Origin of the sequence: Acinetobacter sp. NyZ410 (assembly GCF_022828975.1) — a bacterium.
Classification (GTDB): domain Bacteria; phylum Pseudomonadota; class Gammaproteobacteria; order Pseudomonadales; family Moraxellaceae; genus Acinetobacter; species Acinetobacter guillouiae.
Genome location: NZ_CP094620.1, coordinates 1,365,535 through 1,389,721, shown reverse-complemented (window position 1 = coordinate 1,389,721; position 24,187 = coordinate 1,365,535). Strand labels below are relative to the sequence as shown.

The 24,187-nt window shown below is 42.0% G+C and carries 20 protein-coding genes and 1 pseudogene; 4 read left to right on the top strand and 17 right to left on the bottom strand.

The features are described from left to right. Positions 1–12: 12 nt before the first annotated feature. The 8 genes from pcaH to MTO68_RS06460 form a co-directional block, all read right to left on the bottom strand. Positions 13–738 carry a protocatechuate 3,4-dioxygenase subunit beta gene (pcaH, locus tag MTO68_RS06495; protein WP_004722139.1) on the bottom strand — a complete coding sequence of 242 codons (726 nt, stop codon included), beginning with the start codon at positions 736–738 and terminating at the stop codon, positions 13–15. A gap of 10 nt (positions 739–748) precedes the next feature. Beyond that, a complete protein-coding gene (gene pcaC, locus MTO68_RS06490) occupies positions 749–1,162 on the bottom strand; it encodes a 4-carboxymuconolactone decarboxylase (protein ID WP_004722141.1) in 414 nt (137 codons plus the stop codon). Between the two features lie 44 nt (positions 1,163–1,206). Next, complete coding sequence (locus MTO68_RS06485) at positions 1,207–2,559, bottom strand: MFS transporter (RefSeq protein ID WP_004819915.1); 1,353 nt, start codon at positions 2,557–2,559, stop codon at positions 1,207–1,209. Positions 2,560–2,601: 42 nt separating this feature from the next. Then, complete coding sequence (gene pcaD / locus MTO68_RS06480; RefSeq protein WP_244015405.1) at positions 2,602–3,381, bottom strand: 3-oxoadipate enol-lactonase; 780 nt, start codon at positions 3,379–3,381, stop codon at positions 2,602–2,604. Positions 3,382–3,389: 8 nt separating this feature from the next. After that, complete coding sequence (pcaB, locus tag MTO68_RS06475; RefSeq protein WP_244015404.1) at positions 3,390–4,748, bottom strand: 3-carboxy-cis,cis-muconate cycloisomerase; 1,359 nt, start codon at positions 4,746–4,748, stop codon at positions 3,390–3,392. An 8-nt stretch (positions 4,749–4,756) separates the two neighbouring features. Next, a complete protein-coding gene (gene pcaF / locus MTO68_RS06470) occupies positions 4,757–5,965 on the bottom strand; it encodes a 3-oxoadipyl-CoA thiolase (RefSeq protein ID WP_244015403.1) in 1,209 nt (402 codons plus the stop codon). Positions 5,966–6,056: 91 nt separating this feature from the next. Beyond that, on the bottom strand, positions 6,057–6,710 hold the full coding sequence (locus tag MTO68_RS06465; protein ID WP_004722148.1) for a 3-oxoacid CoA-transferase subunit B: 654 nt from the start codon (positions 6,708–6,710) through the stop codon (positions 6,057–6,059). A 2-nt stretch (positions 6,711–6,712) separates the two neighbouring features. Further along, on the bottom strand, positions 6,713–7,396 hold the full coding sequence (locus tag MTO68_RS06460) for a 3-oxoacid CoA-transferase subunit A (RefSeq protein ID WP_209826604.1): 684 nt from the start codon (positions 7,394–7,396) through the stop codon (positions 6,713–6,715). 250 nt (positions 7,397–7,646) lie between these two features. Between MTO68_RS06460 and pcaU the strand changes: the two genes are divergently transcribed. Beyond that, positions 7,647–8,471: an IclR family transcriptional regulator PcaU gene (pcaU, locus tag MTO68_RS06455; RefSeq protein WP_239046158.1), complete on the top strand. Its 825-nt coding sequence runs from the start codon at positions 7,647–7,649 to the stop codon at positions 8,469–8,471. A 333-nt stretch (positions 8,472–8,804) separates the two neighbouring features. Here the strand turns inward: pcaU and MTO68_RS23145 are convergent. The 8 genes and pseudogenes from MTO68_RS23145 to MTO68_RS06415 form a co-directional block, all read right to left on the bottom strand. Then, a pseudogene (locus MTO68_RS23145) lies at positions 8,805–9,239 on the bottom strand (molybdenum cofactor biosynthesis protein MoaE); the annotation flags it as partial. A 19-nt stretch (positions 9,240–9,258) separates the two neighbouring features. Next, on the bottom strand, positions 9,259–9,501 hold the full coding sequence (locus tag MTO68_RS06445) for a MoaD/ThiS family protein (protein WP_034614026.1): 243 nt from the start codon (positions 9,499–9,501) through the stop codon (positions 9,259–9,261). A 79-nt stretch (positions 9,502–9,580) separates the two neighbouring features. Continuing rightward, positions 9,581–10,690, bottom strand: a complete 1,110-nt coding sequence (moaA, locus tag MTO68_RS06440; protein WP_244015401.1) for a GTP 3',8-cyclase MoaA — start codon at positions 10,688–10,690, stop codon at positions 9,581–9,583. A gap of 183 nt (positions 10,691–10,873) precedes the next feature. Continuing rightward, complete coding sequence (locus tag MTO68_RS06435) at positions 10,874–11,509, bottom strand: NTP transferase domain-containing protein (RefSeq protein WP_244015400.1); 636 nt, start codon at positions 11,507–11,509, stop codon at positions 10,874–10,876. Beyond that, the gene (locus MTO68_RS06430; RefSeq protein WP_244015399.1) at positions 11,506–14,301 is read right to left on the bottom strand and encodes a nitrate reductase; all 2,796 of its coding nucleotides are present in this window, start codon (positions 14,299–14,301) and stop codon (positions 11,506–11,508) included. The genes MTO68_RS06435 and MTO68_RS06430 overlap by 4 nt, the downstream gene beginning before the upstream one ends. Positions 14,302–14,398: 97 nt before the next feature. After that, positions 14,399–16,024, bottom strand: coding sequence for a nitrite reductase small subunit NirD (nirD, locus tag MTO68_RS06425; protein WP_034613957.1), 1,626 nt, complete (start codon positions 16,022–16,024; stop codon positions 14,399–14,401). Positions 16,025–16,129: 105 nt separating this feature from the next. After that, complete coding sequence (nirB, locus tag MTO68_RS06420) at positions 16,130–18,676, bottom strand: nitrite reductase large subunit NirB (RefSeq protein WP_244015398.1); 2,547 nt, start codon at positions 18,674–18,676, stop codon at positions 16,130–16,132. Between the two features lie 35 nt (positions 18,677–18,711). After that, on the bottom strand, positions 18,712–20,088 hold the full coding sequence (locus tag MTO68_RS06415) for an MFS transporter (protein WP_004819891.1): 1,377 nt from the start codon (positions 20,086–20,088) through the stop codon (positions 18,712–18,714). 430 nt (positions 20,089–20,518) lie between these two features. Here MTO68_RS06415 and MTO68_RS06410 point away from each other — a divergent pair, with 430 nt between their 5' ends. The 3 genes from MTO68_RS06410 to MTO68_RS06400 all read left to right on the top strand — a co-directional run bounded on the left by MTO68_RS06410 (position 20,519) and on the right by MTO68_RS06400 (position 23,609). Then, entirely contained in the window at positions 20,519–21,106 is a 588-nt protein-coding gene (locus MTO68_RS06410; RefSeq protein WP_151802799.1) for an ANTAR domain-containing protein, read from the top strand. Positions 21,107–21,109: 3 nt separating this feature from the next. Continuing rightward, a complete protein-coding gene (locus MTO68_RS06405) occupies positions 21,110–22,102 on the top strand; it encodes an ABC transporter substrate-binding protein (protein WP_244015397.1) in 993 nt (330 codons plus the stop codon). Positions 22,103–22,364: 262 nt separating this feature from the next. Continuing rightward, on the top strand, positions 22,365–23,609 hold the full coding sequence (locus MTO68_RS06400) for a transposase (protein WP_034611715.1): 1,245 nt from the start codon (positions 22,365–22,367) through the stop codon (positions 23,607–23,609). 142 nt (positions 23,610–23,751) lie between these two features. Here the strand turns inward: MTO68_RS06400 and MTO68_RS06395 are convergent, their stop codons facing one another. Further along, positions 23,752–24,186, bottom strand: coding sequence for a hypothetical protein (locus MTO68_RS06395; protein ID WP_004722173.1), 435 nt, complete (start codon positions 24,184–24,186; stop codon positions 23,752–23,754). Position 24,187 lies beyond the last annotated feature (1 nt).

Here is a 24,187-nt window from a genome sequence, read left to right as displayed (position 1 = left end):
TGTCTGAGTTCCTTAAGTCAAATCATTTTCAAAATAAGTCGCACGACGACCACGCAGATGAATATCAAAGCGGTAACAACGACTATCTGATTCAATGAAATTGTTTTTATCTTCTAATGCGATCAAGGCACGACGCTGATCTTCAGATGGAATGGTTTTTAAAATCGGGCAAGTATCTATTAGGGTATCGCCCTCAAAATAGAATTGCGAAATCAACCGTTGTGCCCAACCATCGGCAATCAATGAAAAATGGATATGCGCTGGACGCCATTCATTGATTCGGTTACGCCAAGGATATGGCCCCGGTTTAATGGTACGGAAAATATAAAAACCATTTTCATCGGTTAAGGTACGACCACAACCACCAAAGTTAGGATCCATTGCGCCAATAAATTTATCATTTGGATGGCGATAACGACCTGATGCGTTGGCTTGCCAAACTTCCAATAAGGCGTTTTTTACAGGGCGACCAAACTGGTCACGCACATAACCATGCACAATAATTCGCTCACCGACTGGGAGTCCTTCTTTGGCATAGTTCAAAATCAAATCATTGTCTTTTGCACCAAAAATTTCAGGTGAAAAATGCGGTGAAGTGACTTCAGTTAATGTTTCATTAATCGAGATCAATGCATTTTTGGGCGAGCGTAATACACTGGTTTTATAGCCTGGTGTATATGCTGGCGGGTGATCTTCTGTATTCCGTTGCGGATATGCACCCAATGTATGACTTAACATGCCTATCTCCTTAATCCTGTTGTTGTGCAGCGACAGGTTGCACTTCTATTCCGAGTTCTTTAAAAACATCTTCAGCCATGTGCATTGCAGCATTTGCGGCTGGTAGTCCTGCATACAGTGAGCTGTGTAAAATCAGTTCTTTGAGTTCGTCCTTGGTAACACCATTGTTAAAGCAAGCACGTAGATGCATTCTGAGTTCATCTTCTCGTCCCAATGCCAACAAAATAGCAATGGTGACTAAACTGCGGGTATGCCGTGGTAAACCTTCACGTGACCACACCTCACCCCAAGCAAAGCGGCTTATAAAATTTTGAAAATCTTGGTTAAAGTCATTCAAATTTTCTAAAGAACGACCGACATGTTTTTCACCCAATACTTCGGTGCGGACCTGTAGTCCTTGTTGGTAACGTTGTTCATCATTCATGGAAATTGTCCCTCTTTATGATCTTATTTCTGATCTTGAGAAAGTTAGCTTGCATCGGTATGCGCCACTAAGGATTTAACAAAAATTGCCACAGCCGCAGCGGTTGCAGGAATCATCAATAAGCTTAAAATTGCGGTAAAAGACCAATCATTGCCGAGTAAAACAGCACCAATCCAAGCCCCAAACACTGCGCCAAAACGACCGATCCCTGTCATCCATGCCACACCAGTTGCACGACATTGAGTTGGGTAAAAACGGGCACTTAATGCTGGCATTGCAGATTGCGCACCGTTGATTGCAACCCCTGCACATAACACTAAAATGGCCAATAATGTTGGGTTGCTGAGGCTTTGACCTACGGCAACAGCAAATAAGCCTGCGATAAAATAGAATGCTGAGATAATGCGGTTCGGGTTAAAACGATCCATTGCCCAACCAATAAATAACGCACTCAACACACCACCAAACTGGAATAGACCGCCAATAAATGCTGCGCGTTCCATGGTTGCGCCAGTTTCACGCATCAAGGTTGGTAACCAGCTGGTCAGTAGATAAATCACCACCAAACCCATAAAGTAGGTTGACCATAACAACACAGTGCCTTTGGCAAATTTTTGCGAAAACAACATGCCAAATACATTTTTCTTTTGTGCCACAGCAGACTGTTCTTCTGGGATATAAAAGCTGTCAGCAAGCTGTACTTTTTCAGGTGCAATATGGCTTAGAATTTTGCGAACTTTTGCAGCATCTCGACCTTTAACAATCAAGAAGCGATATGACTCAGGTAACAGTACAATCACCAATAGCATCAGGATCAACGGTGAAATACCGCCGAGCAAAAATAAGCTGTGCCATCCAAAGGTAGGAATCAGCCAACTACTGACAAAACCACCCGTTGCCATACCCAAGTTATAGCCACAAAACATACAGGTCACGAGCAGTGAACGAACACGATTCGGGCAGTATTCTGAAAACAATGTGGTGGCATTTGGCATTGCTGCGCCTAGGCCAATACCAGTTAAAAAGCGCAGTACAACCAAACTGTCTAAGTTTGGCGCATAAGCTGATGCCAAGGTAAAGCCACCAAAGATCAACATTGAAATAGTTAATACAATCTTGCGTCCAAAACGATCCGCAGTAGGTCCTGAAACCAATGCACCAATGATCATTCCACCCAGTGCTGCACTCATCACAGGCCCAAGTTGAGAGCGATCAATCCCCCAATCCTGTGCCAGAGCTGGTGCAATAAAGCCCATTGCAGCCGTATCGATTCCATCAACAAATACAATCAGAAAACAAATGATTGCAATCATCCATTGATACTTGCTGATCGGTGCATCATTAATGAGTGCCTGAGCATCCATACTGTTTTTTGGGGCAGCAAATTCCTGTGCCATAGTTGCCTCCTTGTAGGCGAATTCCTTTCTAACCCTAGACGGTTATATGTTCTGAATAAACTTAGACAATGCCTGACTAAACACTTGTGGTTGTTCAATATTGGACAAATGAGACGCTGCCAAAATTTCAAGTTGACTGGTTGGAATGGATTGATGCATAAACTCTGCATCTTGAACCGTCGTTACAGGATCATATTGACCTGCGATAATTAAAGTTGGGATTTGAATTTGATTGAGCTGATCTCGAACATCAGCATCTGCCAAAGCTCGACAGGCATTGGCATAGCCTTGTGCAGGTGTCACCGCTAAACTTTGTATGGTTTTTTGAGCAAGCACATCATGTGCATAATCAAAATGCCCACTAAACCAACGGGTATGTGTGGTTTTAACAATTTCAGCCAGCCCATCTTGCTCTACGCTATCAGCACGACTATTCCATGCTTCAGCTGTACCAATTTTGGCGGCTGAGTTTGCCACAGTGATGCTATAAAAGCGTTCAGGGTATTGAATAGCCAGTGTGAGTGCAGTGATGCCACCCATTGAAATTCCACAAAAATGTGCTTTTTCAATATGCCATGTATCTAAGATATCAATCACATCGTCGGCAAAGTTTTGCAGCGTACTGTTGGCAATCACATCACTTGCACCATGCCCACGAGTATCATAAGTAATGATCTGATAGTGTTGTGCCAAAGCATCTACTTGTGCTTGCCACATCCCATGATCCGTTCCGAGTGAGTTAGAAAATATAATCACGGGTGCATCTTTTACGCCTTGGATTTGAACGGCAAGTTGCTGTCCTTGACGATTTTTAATTTTCATACTGACTTTCATGATTTAGACACTCCTTGTGCTGCTTGTAGTACGGCATCAATTTGTGCCTGAATATTGCCCAAGTAAGCGGCTGGTTTAAAAATCTCTGCTAATTCCTGTGCACTTAGATGAACATTCACCTCAGCCATTGCTGACAACACTGTTTTTAAATGCTGCTGTTGCGCAATAGCCTGCTGACAAGCTTGCTCAACCAAATGATGCGCATTTAAGCGTCCAATTTTAGCTGCCAATGCCATCATTGCAGCTTCTGCCATGACCAAGCCCTGAGTACACTCAAGGTTGCGCTGCATCGCTTCTGCATCGACTTGCATATGTTCAAGTACATCTGTCGTGCGTTCTAAAGCACCTGCGCATAACTGGAAAATTTCAGGAATCACCAACCATTCTGCATGCCAAGTACCTAAAGCACGTTCATGTTCTTGCAACATGTTTTGGTAGACACTTGCCATTAATGCTGGAACACGGTTGGCTGCTGCAAGTACGCAAGCGGCTGCAACTGGATTACGTTTGTGTGGCATGGTGGATGAGCCACCACGGCCTTTTGCAGTGGGTTCAAAAACTTCAGCAATTTCAGTTTGCATCAGCAAAGACCAGTCTTTTGCCATTTTGCCAACATTACCGACGATCAAGGCAAGTACACTGGCAATTTCAACGATACGGTCACGCTCACCGTGCCATGTACACTCAGGAGAGGTTAAATTCAATGCCGCAGCATAGGCTTTAACCACCGCGGAACCTTGGTCTTGTAATGATGCCAATGAACCCACGGCCCCACCGAGTTGAGCAGTAAGCACGCGACTTTTCATCTCGCTTAGACGATCAAGATCACGTTTAAATGCCGCAGCCCAACGTGCAAACTTATGCCCTAAAGTAATTGGTAAGGCTTGTTGCAGCCAAGTGCGACCAATCATGACTTGGGCACGATACTGTTGTGCTTGGTCTAATGAAACTTGATAAGCCTGTTGTACTTGTTTTTCGATCAGCCCCAAAGCATCACGGCATTGCAGAATTGTGGCTGTATCAATAATGTCTTGGCTGGTTGCGCCCCAATGTACATAACGCGCTGCGTCTTCATCTTGTTGTTTTACTATCGCAGTAAATTGTTTAACCAAAGGAATCGCAATATTTCCCGCAAGAGCCGTCGCGGTTGCCAATGCTTCAAAATCAATTTTTGCTAGGGCCTGTTGTCCAACTTGTTCAATGATGCTGGCTGCGGATGGTGGAATCACACCCACTTGCGCCTGTGCTTTTGCCAAAGCTACTTCGGCTTGGATCATATAAGCCAATAAGGCATGATCGCTAAAGATTGCTGTGACATCAGGCTGATAAAATAAGCTGGCGTATAACTGGCTCATCAGATACCTCACTCAACACGTTGAATAATTAATGCAATACCTTGACCCACCCCAATACACATTGAACATAAGGCATATTCACCTTTGATCTGTTCAAGTTGATTTAAGGCAGTCGTCACCAGTCTGGCACCTGATGCGCCCAAAGGATGACCTAAAGCAATCGCCCCACCATTAGGATTGACACGTGCATCATCATCTGCCAAACCTAAATCACGGGTTACCGCCAAAGCTTGGGCGGCAAAAGCTTCATTCAGCTCAATCACATCCATTTGCGCTAAACTAAGATCAGCTTGTTTAAGCAGTTTCTTAATTGCAGGCGCAGGTGCAAAGCCCATAATTCGTGGTTCAACACCCACCGTGGTTGCTGCAATAATTTTGCCACGTGGTTTTAATTGGTATTTTTCTACAGCTTCGTCTGAGGCAATCAATAATGCCGCTGCACCATCATTAATCCCAGACGCATTACCCGCCGTGACCGTACCATCAGCTTTGACCACACCTTTAAGTTTTGTCAGTGCAACTAAAGTGGTTGATGCACGTGGATGTTCATCGGTATCCACAAGCACAGCATCACCTTTACGCTGTGGAATAGAGACAGGCACAATCTCATTTTGGAAAAAGCCTTGAGCTTGTGCTGCCGCAGTACGTTGTTGGCTGTTTAGCGCAAACTGATCTTGATCCTCACGGTTAATATTAAATTGCTCTGCCACGTTTTCAGCGGTTTGTGGCATGCTGTCCACACCATACAATTCTTTGAGTTTTGGATTGATAAAGCGCCAACCCATGGTGGTGTCTTCAATCTTTTGACTGCGTCCAAAAGCACTGTCCGACTTACCCATCACATAGGGCGCACGGCTCATGCTTTCTACACCACCCGCAATAATTAAATCTGCTTCATTGGCTTTAATGGCACGAGCTGCCATGGCAATCGCATCCAGTGATGAACCACATAAACGATTGACAGTGGTTGCTGGCACTTGATAGGGCACACCCGCCAATAATGCTGACATACGCCCGACATTACGATTGTCTTCACCGGCCTGATTGGCACAACCATAAATCACATCATCAACTTGCTGCCAATCTACCGTTGGATTACGTTGTATCAATGCTTGAATTGGAATAGCACCGAGGTCATCTGCACGGACTGGCGCAAGACCACCGGCATAACGACCAAATGGGGTACGGATGGCATCTATGATGTAAGCGTTTTTCATGTGTCTTTCCTTTATCTAAAATCCCTCCCAGCCTCCCTTTATTAAAGGGAGGAGTTCCCCTCTTTTTTAAAGAGGGGTTAGGGGAGATTTATTATCCCTGTGTCGCATCAATTAACTGAGCACCCGTCAAAGCCTGTAACTCTTCAAAGCTCAGACCTGCAACTTTTTCAAGTACTTTTAAGCCATCTGTGGTCACATCAATCACGCATAAGTCGGTATAAATACGATCAACACAATGTTTACCTGTCACTGGATAGCTCAGTTCTTCAACAATCTTAGGTTCACCTTGCTTGGTCACATGATCTGTGGTGATAAAGACTTTCTTGGCCCCTACAGCCAAATCCATTGCACCACCCACCGCAGGAATCGCATCTGGCGCACCGGTATGCCAATTGGCAAGATCACCATTGGCTGCCACTTGGAATGCACCCAATACAGCAATATCCAGATGTCCGCCACGCATCATGGCAAAAGAATCACCATGATGGAAAAACGAGCCACCCGTTAGCATGGTGACATATTCTTTGCCTGCATTAATCAGCTCAGGATCTTCTTCACCTTTGGCGGGTGGAGGACCAAAAGCCAATAAACCATTTTCAGAATGCAAAAATACATCTTTGTCTGTTGGTAGATATTTTGAAATCTTGGTCGGTAAACCAATGCCTAAATTGACATAAGCACCATCAGGAATATCTTGGGCAACACGTTCAGCAATTTGATCACGGCTTAGTTTTTGGTAGCTCATTGTTATTCTCCATTACCATTGGCTGCATTAACTGCAACCACATGCTGAACAAAAATTCCTGGGGTAATAATATGCTCAGGATCAAGTTGACCTAATTCGACAATCTCCGAAACCTGTGCAATGGTGACATCTGCAGCCATCGCCATGATTGGACCAAAGTTACGTGCTGATTTGTTATAAACCAAGTTGCCCCAACGGTCGCCTTGATGTGCTTTAATCAGTGCAAAGTCTGCTTTAATCGGATATTCAAGCACGTAGTCTTTGCCATCGATATGACGAGTTTCTTTACCGTCTGCCAATAATGTACCAAAGCCTGTTGGGGTAAATACTGCACCTAAACCCATTCCAGCAGCTTGAATACGACACGCAAGATTACCTTGTGGAACCAGTTCAAGTTCGATCTTGCCCGCATGATAGAGTTCGTCAAATACCCAAGAGTCAGACTGACGTGGGAAAGAACAAATGATTTTACGGACTGCACCCGATTTAAGCAGTTTAGCTAGACCATAATCGCCATTGCCTGCATTGTTATTGACAATCACCAGATCTTTAACGCCAAGTTCAATCAGCCCATCGATCAGCTCTGCGGGCTGTCCTGCTGTTCCAAAGCCACCAATCATAATGGTTGCACCATCTTTGATATGTGACAGAACCTCGGTCAATGAGGTGGCGCTTTTATCAATCATCTGACTACTTCCTGTACTATGAATCACTCATTTGTTTCATCCTAGAAACCGATGAAACATAAGTTGAGTGTTTTGTTCGGATTTCTTATCTTCATTCTTGATAAATTTTGTATTTACTTCTAGGCTTGAAGGGATGTTTTGTTCGATCATTATTTTTTATGTTCGATGATCGAACTTTATCCCACTAAAACAGTCTACTTTCGGTTTAAAATAATTTTACGGAATCTGATTTAAAATAAGGATCTGCGTTATGGACAATGAACAGAAAAAAACCACCCGATTTATTCATCATACTGAAAATAAAAAGATTATTCGCCATGAAGATTTTATTGCAGGGATTGCAAAAGGTTTAGCGATTTTGGAATGTTTTGGACCTGAACGGCATCGTTTTAACATCAGCACGGCAGCTGAGAAAACCGGAATGACCCGTGCAGCAGCGCGTCGCCATTTACTGACATTAGAATACTTAGGCTATTTAGACTTTGACGGACATTATTATTATTTAACCCCGAAAATTCTCAAGTTCTCTGGCGCTTATTTAGATGGCTCCCCTTTACCTAAAATTTGCCAACCCTTATTAAATTTATTGACCAACCAAACCTCGCTGATTTATTCCGTGATGGTGCTAGATGGTTATGAAGCAATTACCATTGCACGTAGTGCTGCGCACCAACAAACAGACCGAGTTAATCCCTATGGCTTACATTTAGGCAATCGTCTGGCTGCGCATGCAACCTCTGCGGGGAAAATTTTATTGGCGCATTTAAATGTCGAAGAACAAAAGCAGTGGCTGACCCAATATCCATTAAAGCGTTTCACTAAATACACCCATACAGAAAGTGCTGCCTTTATAGAACTACTGCATGAGATTAAAGAACAAGACTGGTGTTATTCCTGTGAAGAGCACGAATTGGGGGTGCATGCTGTGGCAGTTCCGATTTATGACTCAAATGCGGTTGTTGTTGCCGCACTCAATATTGTCTCCCCCACTATACGCACCACCAAAGATTATTTAATTACGCATATCTTGCCGTTACTGCAAGAAACAGCACGAGATTTACGCCAAGTGATTTAGCATCTGTTCAAATAACAACATCTTTTACATGGCAAAATATACTTTGTGAAGAGGACACTTTACCAAGTTGCTAAATATGTTTTACATATGCCATTGATAAATTGTCTGTTCACACTGTTTACTCAACAACCCTTGCTGTTCTCGTTCATGATCCTGTTGTTGACTGCTGTGTTCTGAATGCGTGTGTCCTAAATGTACAGATGTGAAATGATCTACTAAAGAATGTTGAGGGTGATTGTGCTGAGATAAATGGTCATCAGAAGCGCCATGTTCATGTTTACAAGCATGTTGGCTAGATGAATCCTGTTGTATTGACAGATCTTGCTCCATATCATCTTTTCGAATACAACAACCCGCAACATATTGGCTCGTGCCATCCAAATAAAATTCTTCTTTCCATACGGGAACCTCATGTTTTACCCGTTCTACCGCTTCTTCACAGGCTGCAAATGCTTCACGGCGATGCGCTGCATAAGCAATCGCAATAATGGCTTTTTCACCGATGTTTAAAGCACCAATACGATGAATAACTCGTACATAAGCCACCGTAAATTTTTGTTGAATTTCTTGTTCAATTTGACGAATCATTTTTTCTGAAACAGGCGCATAGGCGGTATATTTCAATGCTTTGACTGCTTTGCCTTCATGGTGATTACGTACTGTTCCAATAAAGATGCCAATCCCACCACATGCAGGAAAGTCTTGAATCGGATCAAAACTGTCTTGGCTTAAAGGGGTATCCTGAATTCTGTTGAATTGTTTAAGCATCTGTTCAAATGTATGCATATCAACCTCCCGCAACAGGTGACAGTAAAACCACAGTACTATCCGATGTTAATAAGGTCTGACGTGGGATAATGTCTTCGCCTATTGCACATGCACAACGCTCAAGCATGTTTCCTGCATGTGGATAAGCGCGTACCACATAATCCAAAACATCCGAAAGCATCATTTCAGACTCACATTGCAGGGTTAAATCGCTCGGCAGTAAACGTTCAATTGCACCAAAGCATTCAATTTTTACAGTCATGTGCTGCTGGATATCTTTGAATTGATTGGCAATGTTTGCCGAGTCTGGTGTATTTGGAATGGTAAATTGATCTGACATATTAACCTCCAATCATGTACATACTGATTTTTCGAGATGATGAATGTTTTGATTTTGGCTGTTGATAAATCTCATCAAAGCCTTGTTTTTTCTGCCAAATATAATCTGACAAAGTATCTTGTAATTGTCTATACTGTGGCGACTCTAATGTTATTGGCGAATATACAGCTGCATTTGGTGAACTGATTTGTGCTAATTGGAGAGGCTCTAAAACAGCTAAATTCTGATTCAATGCCTTAATTTGCGCTTTGAGGCTGATCCCCTTTGGCGCAAATAGACAATTATAAAAATCACCTTGTGCAGTTAGGCGTACACGGTCACATGTGCCACAAAATGAATTGGTAATGGTCGAAATGATGCCAATCGGATAACCATCAATAAAATACTGTCGTGCAGGCTCGGAAGACTGTCCTTGCTGTAAAGTGACAACAAAGTCCTGCTGTAATTGAGCTAAAATTTCTTGCTCACTGACAATATTAGTTTGCGACCAAAGACCAGCACCATCCAAAGGCATAAATTCAATAAATCGCACGGTAAAATGGTGTTGAATCGACCAGTGTGCTAAGGGCAAAATCTGATCATCATTGATGCCTTTGATCAATACAGCATTGATCTTGATCTTAAAGCCTGCTTGTTGTGCTGCGACAATGCCCTCTAACACGGGATGTAGTTCTTTTTGAGTCAGTGCCTTAAATTGTGCTGGATCTAGACTATCCAGACTGATATTCAAGTCATCTAAACCCGCTTGTTTTAACTGGCTTGCGTATTGTTTAAGATAGTGTGCATTGCTGGTCATTGAAATACGTTTGAGCCCCAGCTTTCTTAATTTTTGTAGCTCATCAATAAAGTGCACCACACCTTGACGCATTAACGGCTCACCACCAGTGATCCGAATCTGTTCAATGCCATGTCGCACCATAAACTCACAAAACACATAAAGTTCTTCAAAACTGAGTAAATCGTGTTTTTTCATCCATTCAGGATGTTCGGGCATACAATAGACACACTTAAAATTACAGCGATCTGTCACTGAAATTCGGAGTTTACGCTTGCTACGACCATATTGATCGACAAAAGCCGTACCCACTTCGTATTGTGTCATTGCATTCATCTATACATCCCAAGCATGGTTTAAGTTCAAGAATTTTTTAACTTAAAATCTGCGCTATTTTATTGATCTTGAAATTGCAAAAAGTGTTCCAACTTTGATCATTCACCAATGTGCTTCAGCTAAAACCTGCTTGAATTTTCTCAAAAATAGAGATTTGTAAAAAACGAGTCCAAACCAAGCCAATCAATGTAAAAACTTGAGCTGTTGATATTGCTGTAATTCGTCCAAAGAATTAATGCTGTGAAAAAACAGTGCATGATTTTCAAATAACGCTTCCTGAGCGTGCAAATCAGAAAAACATGCCTTTAAACTGCGTTGTCCTTGTTCAAGATGAGTGCAGATTTGATTTAAAGCACTGCGCTTTAACAAACAAAATGGATATAAGGCTTTGCCATTGATATTGACATAAGCCACTTGTGCTAAGGGATGACCCGCTAAAGCCATATGTAAGCTTTCAATAACCTCAGGCGGAATAAATGTCACATCACAGGGCACAAAAAGTACATAGTCAGATGTCACATAAGACCATGCACTTTTTATTCCCATCAGCGGACCATAAAAGCCTTTTTCATCATCCTGATAGCAATACAAACTGGGAATAAGTTTTTGATAAATTGAATAATCACGGTGGCTATTGACCCAAATCTGCGCGACTCGATTTTTTAATTGTTGATGAATCTTAATCAATTGGATCTGATCATCAAATTTCTGTAACAGTTTATTGATTCCATTCATACGGCTTGCCTGACCACCCGCAAGAATGACAAGATCAGTTTGTGGATATTGCTTGGCTTTCTTGGGTTTTATAATTCTTTTCATTGTGTAAGCTCCGCTTGACAGGCTTTAATCAATCCGCGAATTTCAGGTAGACATGAACCACAATTACCGCCTGCTTTTAGACATGCAGTCACTTGTTTTTCATGATTAATATTGTTTTCTTTAATGGTTTGAATAATTCGATTTTTGCCCACCTTAAAGCAACTACATACCAATGGTCCTTCACTATTGCCCATCGACATGGCTTGTCCAGCAAGTAAGGCTTTACGATGCATCGCACTTAAACGATCACGTTTAAATAAACTGGCAACCCAATCACGATCAGGCAATAAGGCTTTGGGTGCGATATATAAACTTGCAATAAGGCGACCTTCTTTTAACACCACACTATGGCTGATGTGTGCAGTTTGATCTTCCAAGTTCAACCACTCAAAACTTTCATCCTCAAAGGGTAAAAGTTGTTTGAGATGTTGGGTAGTTTGGGTAAAACGACGACGATCCGCCAATTCATAGCGTACTGCTTTGGCGGTCTGAATTTTTGTCCACCACACCGTATTTTCGATGCTATTTTTAACAATGTGCTCATACCCTTCACGGACATAAAATACCCCTTGCCACTGGGTATAAAATGGCTGAATCAGCACAGGGGTATGTTTGAATTCCGGCTCGCCTGAAATTGCATCCACCACAGGATTGACCACTTTGCCAATACGGGCATCCGAAGCAAATTGATCATTCCAATGAATCGGGGCGAAAATTTGTCCACGGCGGATATTGTCACTGAGTACAGCACGCAAGACACAATTGCCCCAAGCCGATTTGATTTCGACCAATTCGCCTTCTTTCAAGCCATATTTCAATGCATCATTGGGGTGAATTTCACAAAAGGGTTCTGCTTTATGGGTGCTTAAATTGGCAGATAAACCTGTGCGGGTCATGGTGTGCCACTGATCTCGAATCCGTCCTGTATTGAGAATTAAAGGATATTCAGCAGTGCTTTGATGGACTGGATCTATCGCCAGCGTGGCAATAAATTTAGCTTTGCCATCTGCATGGCTAAACTGCCCCTGTGAAAACAATTGTGCGAATGCATGCTCAGCCTGATTGCGCATGATCACTGGCCATTGAATGGGCGCCAATTGATCATATTCATCCAATGAAAGATCAGTTAAACCTTGTAAATTGAAGTAACGAAAGCTTTGTGCATTTGATCGCGCATTAATCTCTGCATTTTGATACGCAGATAACAATGCATGTTCTTTAAAAATCTCGTGGCTATTTGCAAAATCAAAGCCAGTAAATCCAAGCTTTTTAGCCACTTGTGCCACAGCCCACCAATCCGCTTTGGCCTGCTCAGGTGGGTCTAAAAAAGCACGTTGTCGTGAAATACGGCGTTCTGAATTGGTGACCGTACCATCCTTTTCCCCCCAGCCCAATGCAGGTAAGAGCACATCGGCAAACTGAGTGGTGTCGGTATCTTTGCAAATATCAGAGACCACAACAAACTCACAACTGTTTAAAGCACGTTTGACCTGATCGGCATTGGGTAGGCTGACCACCGGATTGGTCGCCATAATCCAAATGGCTTTAATCTTGCCACTTTCCACTGCTTCAAAAAGATCAACGGCTTTTAATCCAACGTGTTTGGCAATGCTTGGACTGTTCCAAAAACTTTGCACAAGCTGTTGATGTTGTTGATTATCTAAGTCCATGTGTGCTGCCAGCATATTGGCAAGTCCACCCACTTCACGCCCGCCCATTGCATTGGGTTGTCCTGTCATAGAGAACGGTGCTGCGCCCAACTTTCCAATTTTACCCGTCAACAAATGACAATTAATGATGCTATTGGCTTTGTCCACACCACGTGAAGACTGGTTTACCCCCATTGAAAATAGGGTCATGACTTTTTCAGTTTGGGCAAACTTTTCAAAAAAGAGCTGGAGTTTTTCTAGCGAAATTCCTGTTTTCACTGCAACATCTTGGATATCTGTTTCAGCTTGCGAACTTTTTAGTGCCGTATCTAGCCCTTGTGTATGTGCCTCAACAAATGCGCTATCGGCATAACCCTGTTGATATAAATATTGTAATAGCCCATTAAACAAGCAAACATCTTGACCAATCAGAATAGGCAAATGTAAATCAGCTGCTTCACATGTGGCAGTAAAGCGTGGATCTATCACCACCACAAATAAATCACTTTGCTTTTGTTGTCTTAATTCTTTGGCTTTCATGATGCGTTGATACATCACGGGATGACACCATGCTGTATTTGAACCGACCAAAATCACCATGTCAGTATGTTCAAAATCATCATAACTTGCAGGTACTAGATCCTCACCAAAAGCACGCTTATGTGCGGCAACCGCCGAAGACATACACAATCTTGAATTGGTATCGATATTGGCTGTGCCCAAATAGCCTTTAACGAATTTATTTACCACATAATAGTCTTCCGTCAACAACTGACCCGAAACATAAAATGCGATACTGTCACGACCATATTGCTCGATATAGTGTTGGAATTTATTGGCAATTAAATCTGTTGCGCTATCCCAATCTGTGATTTGCTGATGGGGATGACGCCCAAGCATCGGATGTAAAACACGTGTGCCCAACCCCAGCGTATCGGCTAAATTACTGCCTTTAATACACAGTTTTCCGTAATTCGAGGGATGATTGACATCGCCAAGCACAGACACTTTTGGTCCTAGCGTGGTGTCTTGCACTGTTGCTGTGACACCACAGCCTACACCACAGTAAGGACAAGTGGTTTGTGTGCTTGTGATCTTATGTTCTGTGGAGCTCGGCAGTTCCACTAAAGGGATACTATTCATTGCTGCTGTGCTCCTCAATGCTATACATTCACTTAAATATGGCTTTCATTTTTAATCGCCCCCTCCTGTTAAGATGAAGGGGGTTAAGCGATATAAATCAGCCTGCTTTTTTTAATGCAAAATCCCGACCAAATAACAATTTATTGCGAATCGAAGAAATTGGGGTTTGATCAGCAATCAATTCAGCGTACCAAGTGCCATCCTCTGTATCACCAAACAGTACCGCACCAACGACTTTATCCTTTTGAATAATAATGCGTTTGTAGATTTGACGTTTTTCATCATTCAGAATAATGTCTTCGAAATCTTCTAGAGGTTGACTGTTTTCTAAATCAATGCGGCCTGCTGAAAAAACATCACAACCACTGACTTTTAACTGGGTTGGAACAGTCGGTGCTTTAAAGGTCAAACTGCCGTGTTCGGCCAAATGTGATGCACAAATAAAGGCTTGACCCCATAAAGGTTCGACCAAACCAAAAGTTTGGTTACGATGCTCAATACATTCACCCACTGCATAAATACTTGGATCATAGGTTTGCATGGTGTCATTGACCAACACACCGCGATTACAGCGTAAACCTGCACTTTGTGCCAAAGCCATATTTGGGCGAATACCCACGGCAAAAACCACCAGATCTGCATCTAAAAGCGTGCCATCTTTTAACCGAACCTGGGTGACATGACCATTTTCACCGAGTAATTCTTCTGTATTGGCTTCTGTGATGATCGGAATGCCCTTTTGCTCAATTGCTGTTTTCAACATTTGACTGGCTTTAGCATCAAGTTGGCGATCCATAATGCGATCCATCAAATGCAAAACCGTCACATTCATACCACGTTGCTTTAAACCATATGCGGCTTCTAGCCCCAATAGACCACCACCAATCACCACGGCATTGTTTTTAGATTTGCAGTAGTCGAGCATATTATTGACATCATAAATATCACGAAAGCTCAACACGCCATCCAAATCTGAGCCTTTGACTGGTGGAATAAAGGGTTTTGAACCCGTTGCTAAAATCAAACGGTCATAGCTCACCACCACACCTTTTTCGGTATAGACTTGCTTACGGGGACGGTCAATACGTACCGCAGCATCACCCGCAATAAAGCGAATATTTTTATCGGCATACCATGAATGTGGGTGTAGCATAATGTCGTCAATGGTTTTATCCCCTGATAAGACAGGCGACAGCATAATCCGGTTATAGTTACCCCAAGGCTCCTCACCAATCACCGTCACGTCGTAACGATCAGGTGCCATATCAAGCAAATCTTCCAAGCAACGCATGCCTGCCAATCCGTTCCCGACCAGAACTAAATTGATTTTTTCCTGAGCCGTACCATTATTGGTGATATAAGTTTTTTGTGGGGTTGGACTGACCCAAACCCGACCATTTTCAATTTTGCTTGGAAAAACCAATAATTTTTGATCTTTGTCTTCTAAACAACGGCCTGTTGCTAAACTAAAATGTTGCTTATAAATCGGTGATGCAACTACGCGTTCACCTTGTAAATCACCAATAATTCCACGTGACATGACAAAGGCTTTACTAAATGGGTCTTGGTTGCTCAGCGCATATACACGCTTTTCACTGCCTACCCGAAAAATAGCCACTTGTTGTTGTCCCAGTAATGCGCCTACACCTGTATTGGGCGTAATGTCTTGCAATGCACAAATATCGAGCCAATCGAGTTCATTCATATCTTTTAAAATGGTCATTGTATTTATCCTTTTAACAACGTTGATCAGATCTTCCACGAGACTTGTTTTTAAGCTGTGGAATAAGGCCAATAAAGCAAGTGTTCATATGCTTATGCTTCAACCTTATGCTTCAACTACAGGAATACGGCTCTGATCACGTTCTGATTCAGTTTTTGGGCGAATTTGCCCACGGACTTTGGCAAACTGAATATGTGGATCTTGCTGTTGCTCAGCTTTGGCATTAATAAAGGTCACAAAACGTTTACGTACTTCAGGATCTTCCACCGCAGTGCGCCATTCGTCCTGATAAGTGCCCACCACATGGCTCATTCGACGTTCAAGTTCAGCAGCAACCCCTAAGGAATCATGTACAACAACATCTTTAAGATAGTCCAAACCACCTTCCATATTGTCACGCCATACTGAAGTCCGTTGTAAACGATCCGCTGTTTGGATATAGAACATAAAAAAGCGGTCGATATATTGAATTAAAGTTTGCGTATCTAGGTCAGAAGCTAAAAGTTCTGCATGGCGAGGTTTCATTCCCCCATTGCCACAAACATATAAGTTCCAGCCTTTTTCAGTGGCAATCACCCCAACATCTTTGCTTTGTGCTTCGGCACACTCACGGGTACAGCCCGAAACTGCCATTTTTAATTTATGTGGGGAACGTAAACCTTTGTAGCGATTTTCAAGGAAGATGGCTAAACCGACCGAGTCATCGACACCATAACGACACCATGTGCTCCCAACACAAGATTTAACGGTACGTAATGACTTGCCATAGGCATGACCAGACTCAAAACCAGCATTGATCAGCTTTTCCCAAATTTCTGGCAATTGATGAACTTGTGCTCCAAACAAATCTACCCGTTGCCCACCGGTTAGCTTGGTATATAAACCATATTCTTTGGCAATCTGACCGACTGCAATCAAACCATCTGGCGTCACTTCACCGCCTGCCATACGTGGTACAACAGAATACGAACCATCTTTTTGAATATTGCCTAGATAGTAGTCATTACTGTCTTGCAACCCAGCATGATTTGCGGTGAGAACAAAGTCATTCCAGCAAGATGCCAAGATATTGGCCGCTGTCGGTTTGCAAATATCACAACCTAAACCATGCCCATGTTGTTGAATCAAATCATCAAAGGTTTTAATTTCATTGACCCGTACCAAGTGATACAACTCTTGGCGTGAGTAAGCAAAGTGTTCACAAAGATGATTATTGACTGTTACCCCTTGGCGTTGTAATTCAGATTTTAAAACTTGGGTCACTAAGGGTGCACATCCACCACATGCGGTTGCGGCTTTGGTACATTTTTTTAACGCACCTAATGAGGTCGAACCCTCTGCAATTGCACTACAAATATCTGCTTTAGACACGTTATTACATGAACAAATCGTGGCACTGTCTGGCAATAAATCAACACCACTACCTCCCGCTTTTGCTGAAGATTGTGCATAGCCCGGCATGATTAAACTTTCTGGATTTTCAGGTATAGCCAGCCCATTGAGCATCATTTGCAATAAGTCGTTATATTCTTTGGCACAACCGACCAGTACCGCACCTAGTAATTGGGTTTTCTCTGCATTGACCACGATCTTTTTATAGACCATTGCATCTTCATCGGCATAGAAATAGCTCAATGCATTTGCAGTCATGGCATGCGCATCACCTACCGATGCCACATCGACACCCATCAGTTTTAGCTTGGTGCTCATGTCTGCGCCAGAAAATGTAGGGCAACTTTGTTGCATCACATGCTTTGCCGCAATCCTTGCCATGTCATAGCCGGGCGCCACTAAACCATAAATTTTATTGTTCCATAAGGCACATTCACCAATTGCATAAATGTCTGCATCTGAGGTTTGGCAGTAATCATTGATCACGATACCGCCACGTTCACCTAAAGCTAAACCACTTTGGCGCGCCAATTCATCACGTGGGCGAATCCCTGCGGAAAATAAAATAATATCTGTTTCAAGTTCTGAACCATCTGCAAACTTCATCACATGGGTGCTATTCACCCCGTCTTCTATAGCCGATGTGGCCTTTTGGGTATGGACTTTCACACCTAAATTTTCAATTTTGGCGCGTAAAACTTTTCCGCCCAAATCATCAATTTGTACTGCCATTAAACGGGGTGCAAATTCAACAACATGGGTTTCCAAGTCTAAATCACGAAGCGCTTTGGCAGCTTCCAAACCCAGTAAACCACCGCCAATGACCACACCAGATTTTGCCGATAAACTCGCTGCCCGAATCGCATCCAAGTCATCAATGGTACGGTAAACAAAACAGTTGCTGCGGTCGTGACCTGAAATTGGCGGAACAAAAGCATAGGAACCCGTCGCAAGCACCAATTTGTCATAGCCAATCACATCGCCATGATTGGTGGTGATGCATTTATTGCGGGTATCTATATCCGTGGCTTTGGTGTTTAAGCGCAGGTCGATACCATACGCATCGGCAAAGTCAGCACGACAGAGGGTTAAATCTTTGGCAGACTTGCCTGTAAAATATTCGGTCAAATGCACACGGTCATAGGCTAAACGGGGCTCTTCTGCCAAAATCGTGATTTCAACTTCATCACCTGCATGTTCCAGCACAGATTCAATAAATTTGTGCCCAACCATTCCATGACCAATCATCACTAATTTCATATCGATTCTCCTTAATTCTTGCTGTTGTTATTCAATTAAGTCGCACTGTTTTGTTTAAGACTTACAGCATTTTGTTCCATGCTATTTCGCTCAAGCACTGCAGCTTCAAATAACTTTTGCTCTTTCTCTTTATGTTCAACCGAGAAACGGATCATCAATACACAACTTGCAGCAATCACCACCAAACCACCTAAAACCATCAACGTCGTTTGAATATCCAACATGCCTTTTAATAAGAAACCTGCAGCAACAGCACCAACATTACCGCCTGCCCCGATAATGCCAGCCACACCACCCAAAGCATCGCGATCAATAAATGGAACCAGTGCATAGGTCGCACCGCAAGCCATATGGGTAAATAAAGCAAATACGGTCATGACCAGAATCGCCAGAATTGCGGTATTCATTTGTGAAAAGACAATCAGAAATACGCCTTCTAACAGGATCATGGCAAACAATACTTTAGTACGACCATCGAGACCTTTTTTAGTCGCCACCTTGTCTGAAACAATACCGCCAAGTGCACGAGCAAACAGTGCCAGTAAACCAAAAATCCCTGCGGCCATACCCGCTTCTTTTAAACCAAATTTGAAATGATCCACGTAGTACATTGCGACAATGTTGTGAATAAAAATTTCGATACCAAAACAAGCTGCATAAGCACCGAACAGAATCCAAACACGATAGTTTTTTGCAGCATGCAGTAAAATCGCCATACCACCTTTTTTATCACTACCCACATGCAGACCTTGTGCACGAAGTTCTTTAAAATCACCTTGTGGGCAATCTTGCGTAAACTTCCAGTACATTGCACCGACGATTAACATCAGCACACCAGGTACAATCAGTGCAATTCTCCAACCCATGGCTTGTTCAACCCCAAACATCACCAGTGCGGCAAGCATCAATGGCATCAAGGCTTGAGTTGCGCCACCGCCCGCATTGCCCCAACCTGCGGTGGTTGCATTTGCAGTTCCCACCACATTTGGCGCAAACATAATACTGGTGTGATATTGCGTGATGACAAAGCTGGCACCAATTGCACCAATCAATAGACGGAAAAATAGAAAGGATTCATAGCTATTGGCAGATGCCACACCAAATACAGGGATACTGCCGATAATCAGTAATGCGGTATAGGTTTTACGAGGACCGTATTTATCGCATAAGGGACCCACGATCAGACGGACTAAAATCGTGATGGCCACCGCGGCAATATTGATATTGGCAATTTGATCTTTAGTCAGATGGAATTCACCTGCAATCACAGGCATTAACGGCGCACAGGCAAACCATGCAAAGAAACAGACAAAAAAGGCGAGCCAACTCATATGGAAGGCCCGCATTGCTGCGCTGCTAAAATTGAAAAGATGAATCTTTGTTGCTTTTTTCGCATCTAAATTTGAAGACATAGCTTCGATCTCCTGAACTGAACGTATATAAGTTGCTGTTATGCACAAGGCATATCAGTAACGATCAGAACGGACGTCGTTGGCCGTCTTACAAATTTTGAAAGTCTTCTTTGACTTGATTAAATATATGCATGGTTCATGCCAACTTTATATTTTTGACTGTTTATGGTTTTATTTTGCTTGAATACTCAGTACTTATGATTAAATGATCGTACCTAGATTGCACAATAAAACGTCACACTGTTGATCAGTGCATCTAAAATGTAAGCCATAAAACTGCATGTTTAGGAAGCAAATTGCGTCAATAAAGTGCATCACTTTTCTTTAACATCCTGCGGTTATGCTTTAAACAGCAATTTTAACCAGAGATATTGGCATCTAAATTGCTTATATGCTGAAAGTTCATGTCAGGACATACTTGAGTAGCGACATGCCAAAATTAAGAATTGCCCTGATCGATGATGATATAGAGCGGGCATCTTTTATCAAATCCTCTTTGATCGAACATGGTTTCGAGGTGGTCGCATGTCTGATGATTGACCATTTAAACAGTACCGATCTTCAACAATTACATGCCGATGTAATTTTGCTGGATATGGACCATCCACAACGAGATATTATTGAAAGTTGTGTCAGTCAGTTTGATTTGCCCACTGTGCTTTTCACTAAAAACTCGCAAAAAGACACCATCAAAAGTGCCATTGAAGCGGGTGTAACCGCCTATATTGTCGATGGTATTGATCCAGAAAAACTGGAAAGTATTTTAGAAATTTCAATTGAACAATTTAAAAAACATAAAAAACTATTAAAAGATCTCAATGAAACCAAATGCAAACTGGCAGACCGAAAAGATATTGAAAAAGCCAAAGTGATGCTGATGCAGATGCATCAAATTGAAGAAGAACAAGCCTTCAGTTTGTTACGAAAAAATGCCATGAGTCACCGTATCACCATGGGGGAAATGGCAAGAAAGTTAATCGACGCCCAAGCCTTGCTCCAAGCTAATTTCAAGGAATAAACAATGCATACACTTGAAACCACAGACATTCAATTAGGCTATATTCCTTTATTGGATTGCACTGCAATACTTTGGGCACACCATCAAGGCTATTTTACCGAGCAAGGTCTGAATGTTACGTTGGTAAAAGAGCCTTCATGGGCCAGTCTACGTGACCGTTTAGCTTTTGGTATTTTAGATGCCGCACATTGTCTTTCTGCCATGCTTCCCGCTGCTGCAACAGGTAATGATCAACTGGGTATTCCCTTACAGACCGCATTGGTGTTGAGTACCAATCGCGCATTTATCAGCTTGAGTCAAAAATTGTGTTATGAGTTAAAAATTCACACGCAAGATACTGCGCAAGCGTCAGCAGTGAAAGTGGTTCAAGCCTTAAAACAAGGCGATAAAATACAACTGGCTCATGTGTTTAAACAGTCCATCCACCATTATTGTTTAAGAGAATGGTTGGCTTTGGCAGACCCAGATTTGGCAAAAAAATATCAACCCTCCACACTGCCCCCTTCCTATATGGTGGATGCGATTTCATCACAACTGATTGATGGGTTCTGTGTCGGTGAACCTTGGAATATCCAAGCGCAGATTGAAGGTTATAGTTATGTGATTGCTGAGAGTAAACAGATTATTCCTGAAGTCGCGGATAAAGTTTTGGCGACCACCCATGAATGGGCAAACAAACATCCGAATACCTTAAATGCATTGCAGACGGCGATTCAGCAAGCACAGCATGATTTAAGCACCTTGCAATCACTACAACCCATATGGCACATGTTGGAAGACAGCGACATTATCCGCTTCAACTGTTCACATTTGGTGCATACCTATGCGTTTCATAAAATACAAAATATTATTCGCTCTTTTGGGACACAGGACCGACCTAAACCAGATGATTTTGAATGGATTATTCAACAAATGTGTAAATGGGATAACTTAGAACTGGATACGGCACAAATCAAAAACATTTCGGCACAATGCACGGGACATTTAAATGAATAGGCTAATGAAATTTTTAATCGTTAAATATTATTTTTAGAATAGATCCAAGAATAGGCTTGCTTCATATGTTTTTTTAAAACCAAGTTTTGTACTAGATTAAGTCAACATAAAAGCACCCTCATCCTAGCCTTCTCCCAAGGGGCATAGGTATCTACACAATTAAATCTATTTAAGTTAAATTGGAGAGCATGCTCTCCAATTTAACATTCCACACTTAGATAACCGATTAGTTAAACGCTACGGACGTCTTGTAAAACTTAATATGAATCCACTTGCTTCATTAGCCCCAGCGCTTAAAGATATTGCCTCTACCCAAAAGACTAGCTTTGCTACAACCCAAGCAGTTTGGCGTTTCTTAAATAACGAAAACGTTTCATTTCAACAACTCAATCAGCCTCTTCAAAAACTTGCGTTTGAACAAATCGCTCTATCGAATCACCACTATGCCTTAGTTGCTCATGATTGGTCTCAACTACAATATTTCAAACATAACAACAAGTTAAATAGATTCAAAAGAACACATGCAAGTGACAAAGGCTATGAATTACAAAGCAGTTTATTAATTGATGCTGAAACGGGTTTACCCATTGCACCATTAGATCAAACTTTATGTGATGCTACTGGACGTTATTCAACATTTACTGATGGGCATAAAATAAAAGAAACCCACTTAAATGCACTATGTGAACAAATCGAACATATTGAGTCTTTACCAATAGAAAAGAAACTCGTACATATTATTGATCGTGAAGGAGATTCAATTGCTCATCTTAGATTATTGAATCAACAAGAACATTTATTTCTTATTCGAGGTAAAGAAGGAAATCGTGTTGAATATCAAGGAGAAGATGTTAAGTTAAGAGACGTATCAGACCAAATACCGACCTCACAAACCCATACAATTCAATATAAAGGGAATTGCGAACAACTCTATGTTGGTGAAACTCAAATCAGTATTACGCGTAATGCAAGACCAATGCAAAAAGACGAAACGGGAAAAAGAGTTCCACCACAAAAGGGAAAGTCATTAACCGTTCGACTGATTGTAGTTGAAGTTAAAAATAAGCAAGGAAAATCACTTTCTCGTTGGAGCTTATTAAGTAATGTATCATCAGAAATTCCAAGTATAGAATTGGCAACTTGGTATTATTGGCGTTGGAAAATAGAAAACTATTTTAAGTTGTTAAAACAGGCGGGCCATGACATTGAGTCATGGCTACAAACAACTCCGCAAGCGATATTAAGACGACTCTTAATTGCAAGTATGGCATGTGTGTTAACTTGGAGAATACAGCGAGAAAATGATGAGAAAAATTCAAGAGTTAGAGTCTTTCTAACACGTCTATCAGGAAGGCAACAAAAAAGAGGAACAAGGGAAAGTGCTCCTGCAATTTTGGCTGGTCTGTCAATATTACTGAATACACTACAATTATTATCTGAACATTCGGTGGATGACCTTAAGCTGATTGCTGAAATTGCATTAGAGTCTCTACAAAAAGATGTGTAGATACCAATGCCCAAGGGGAGAAGGAACTTTGAAAAGCAATATGATTCACTCAACATGATCATTTTTTAATAGATTCAAAAGTATGAGCCAATGTCCATCTCATATTCTAAAAGATTACTAGACATTGGCTCATGTTTACCGCTTAGAATTTAACGATATCGCCTTTTAAAGCCACACTCGCAAGTGCTGTACCTTTATAACATTGATATGTGGTGGTGTTTTTTGATTCATTTGCTTTGAAATAGCTCACAATATTGGTCACCGCGTTAGCACCTTTGTCCTTTGCCGCACTTTGCAACTGGATTAATGCTGAACGTAATACATGATCACAAGCCTTTTCCGCAGACTTTCCAAAACCATTGGTTTTTTTATTGCTGACAACCGCCTTTTCTAAAACTTGACCGCCAGATTTAGTCCCAGCAAGATAAAATTTTACCGATCCATCTAAAAATCCATCAGCCACAGCTTGATCTACAGCTGCTTTAAAATTGAGATTATGAACAGTGTCCGCAGCCTGTGCAGAGACGATTCCACCAAAGCATAAAGTTGAAGCAACAACCAAGTGTTTAAATGACATC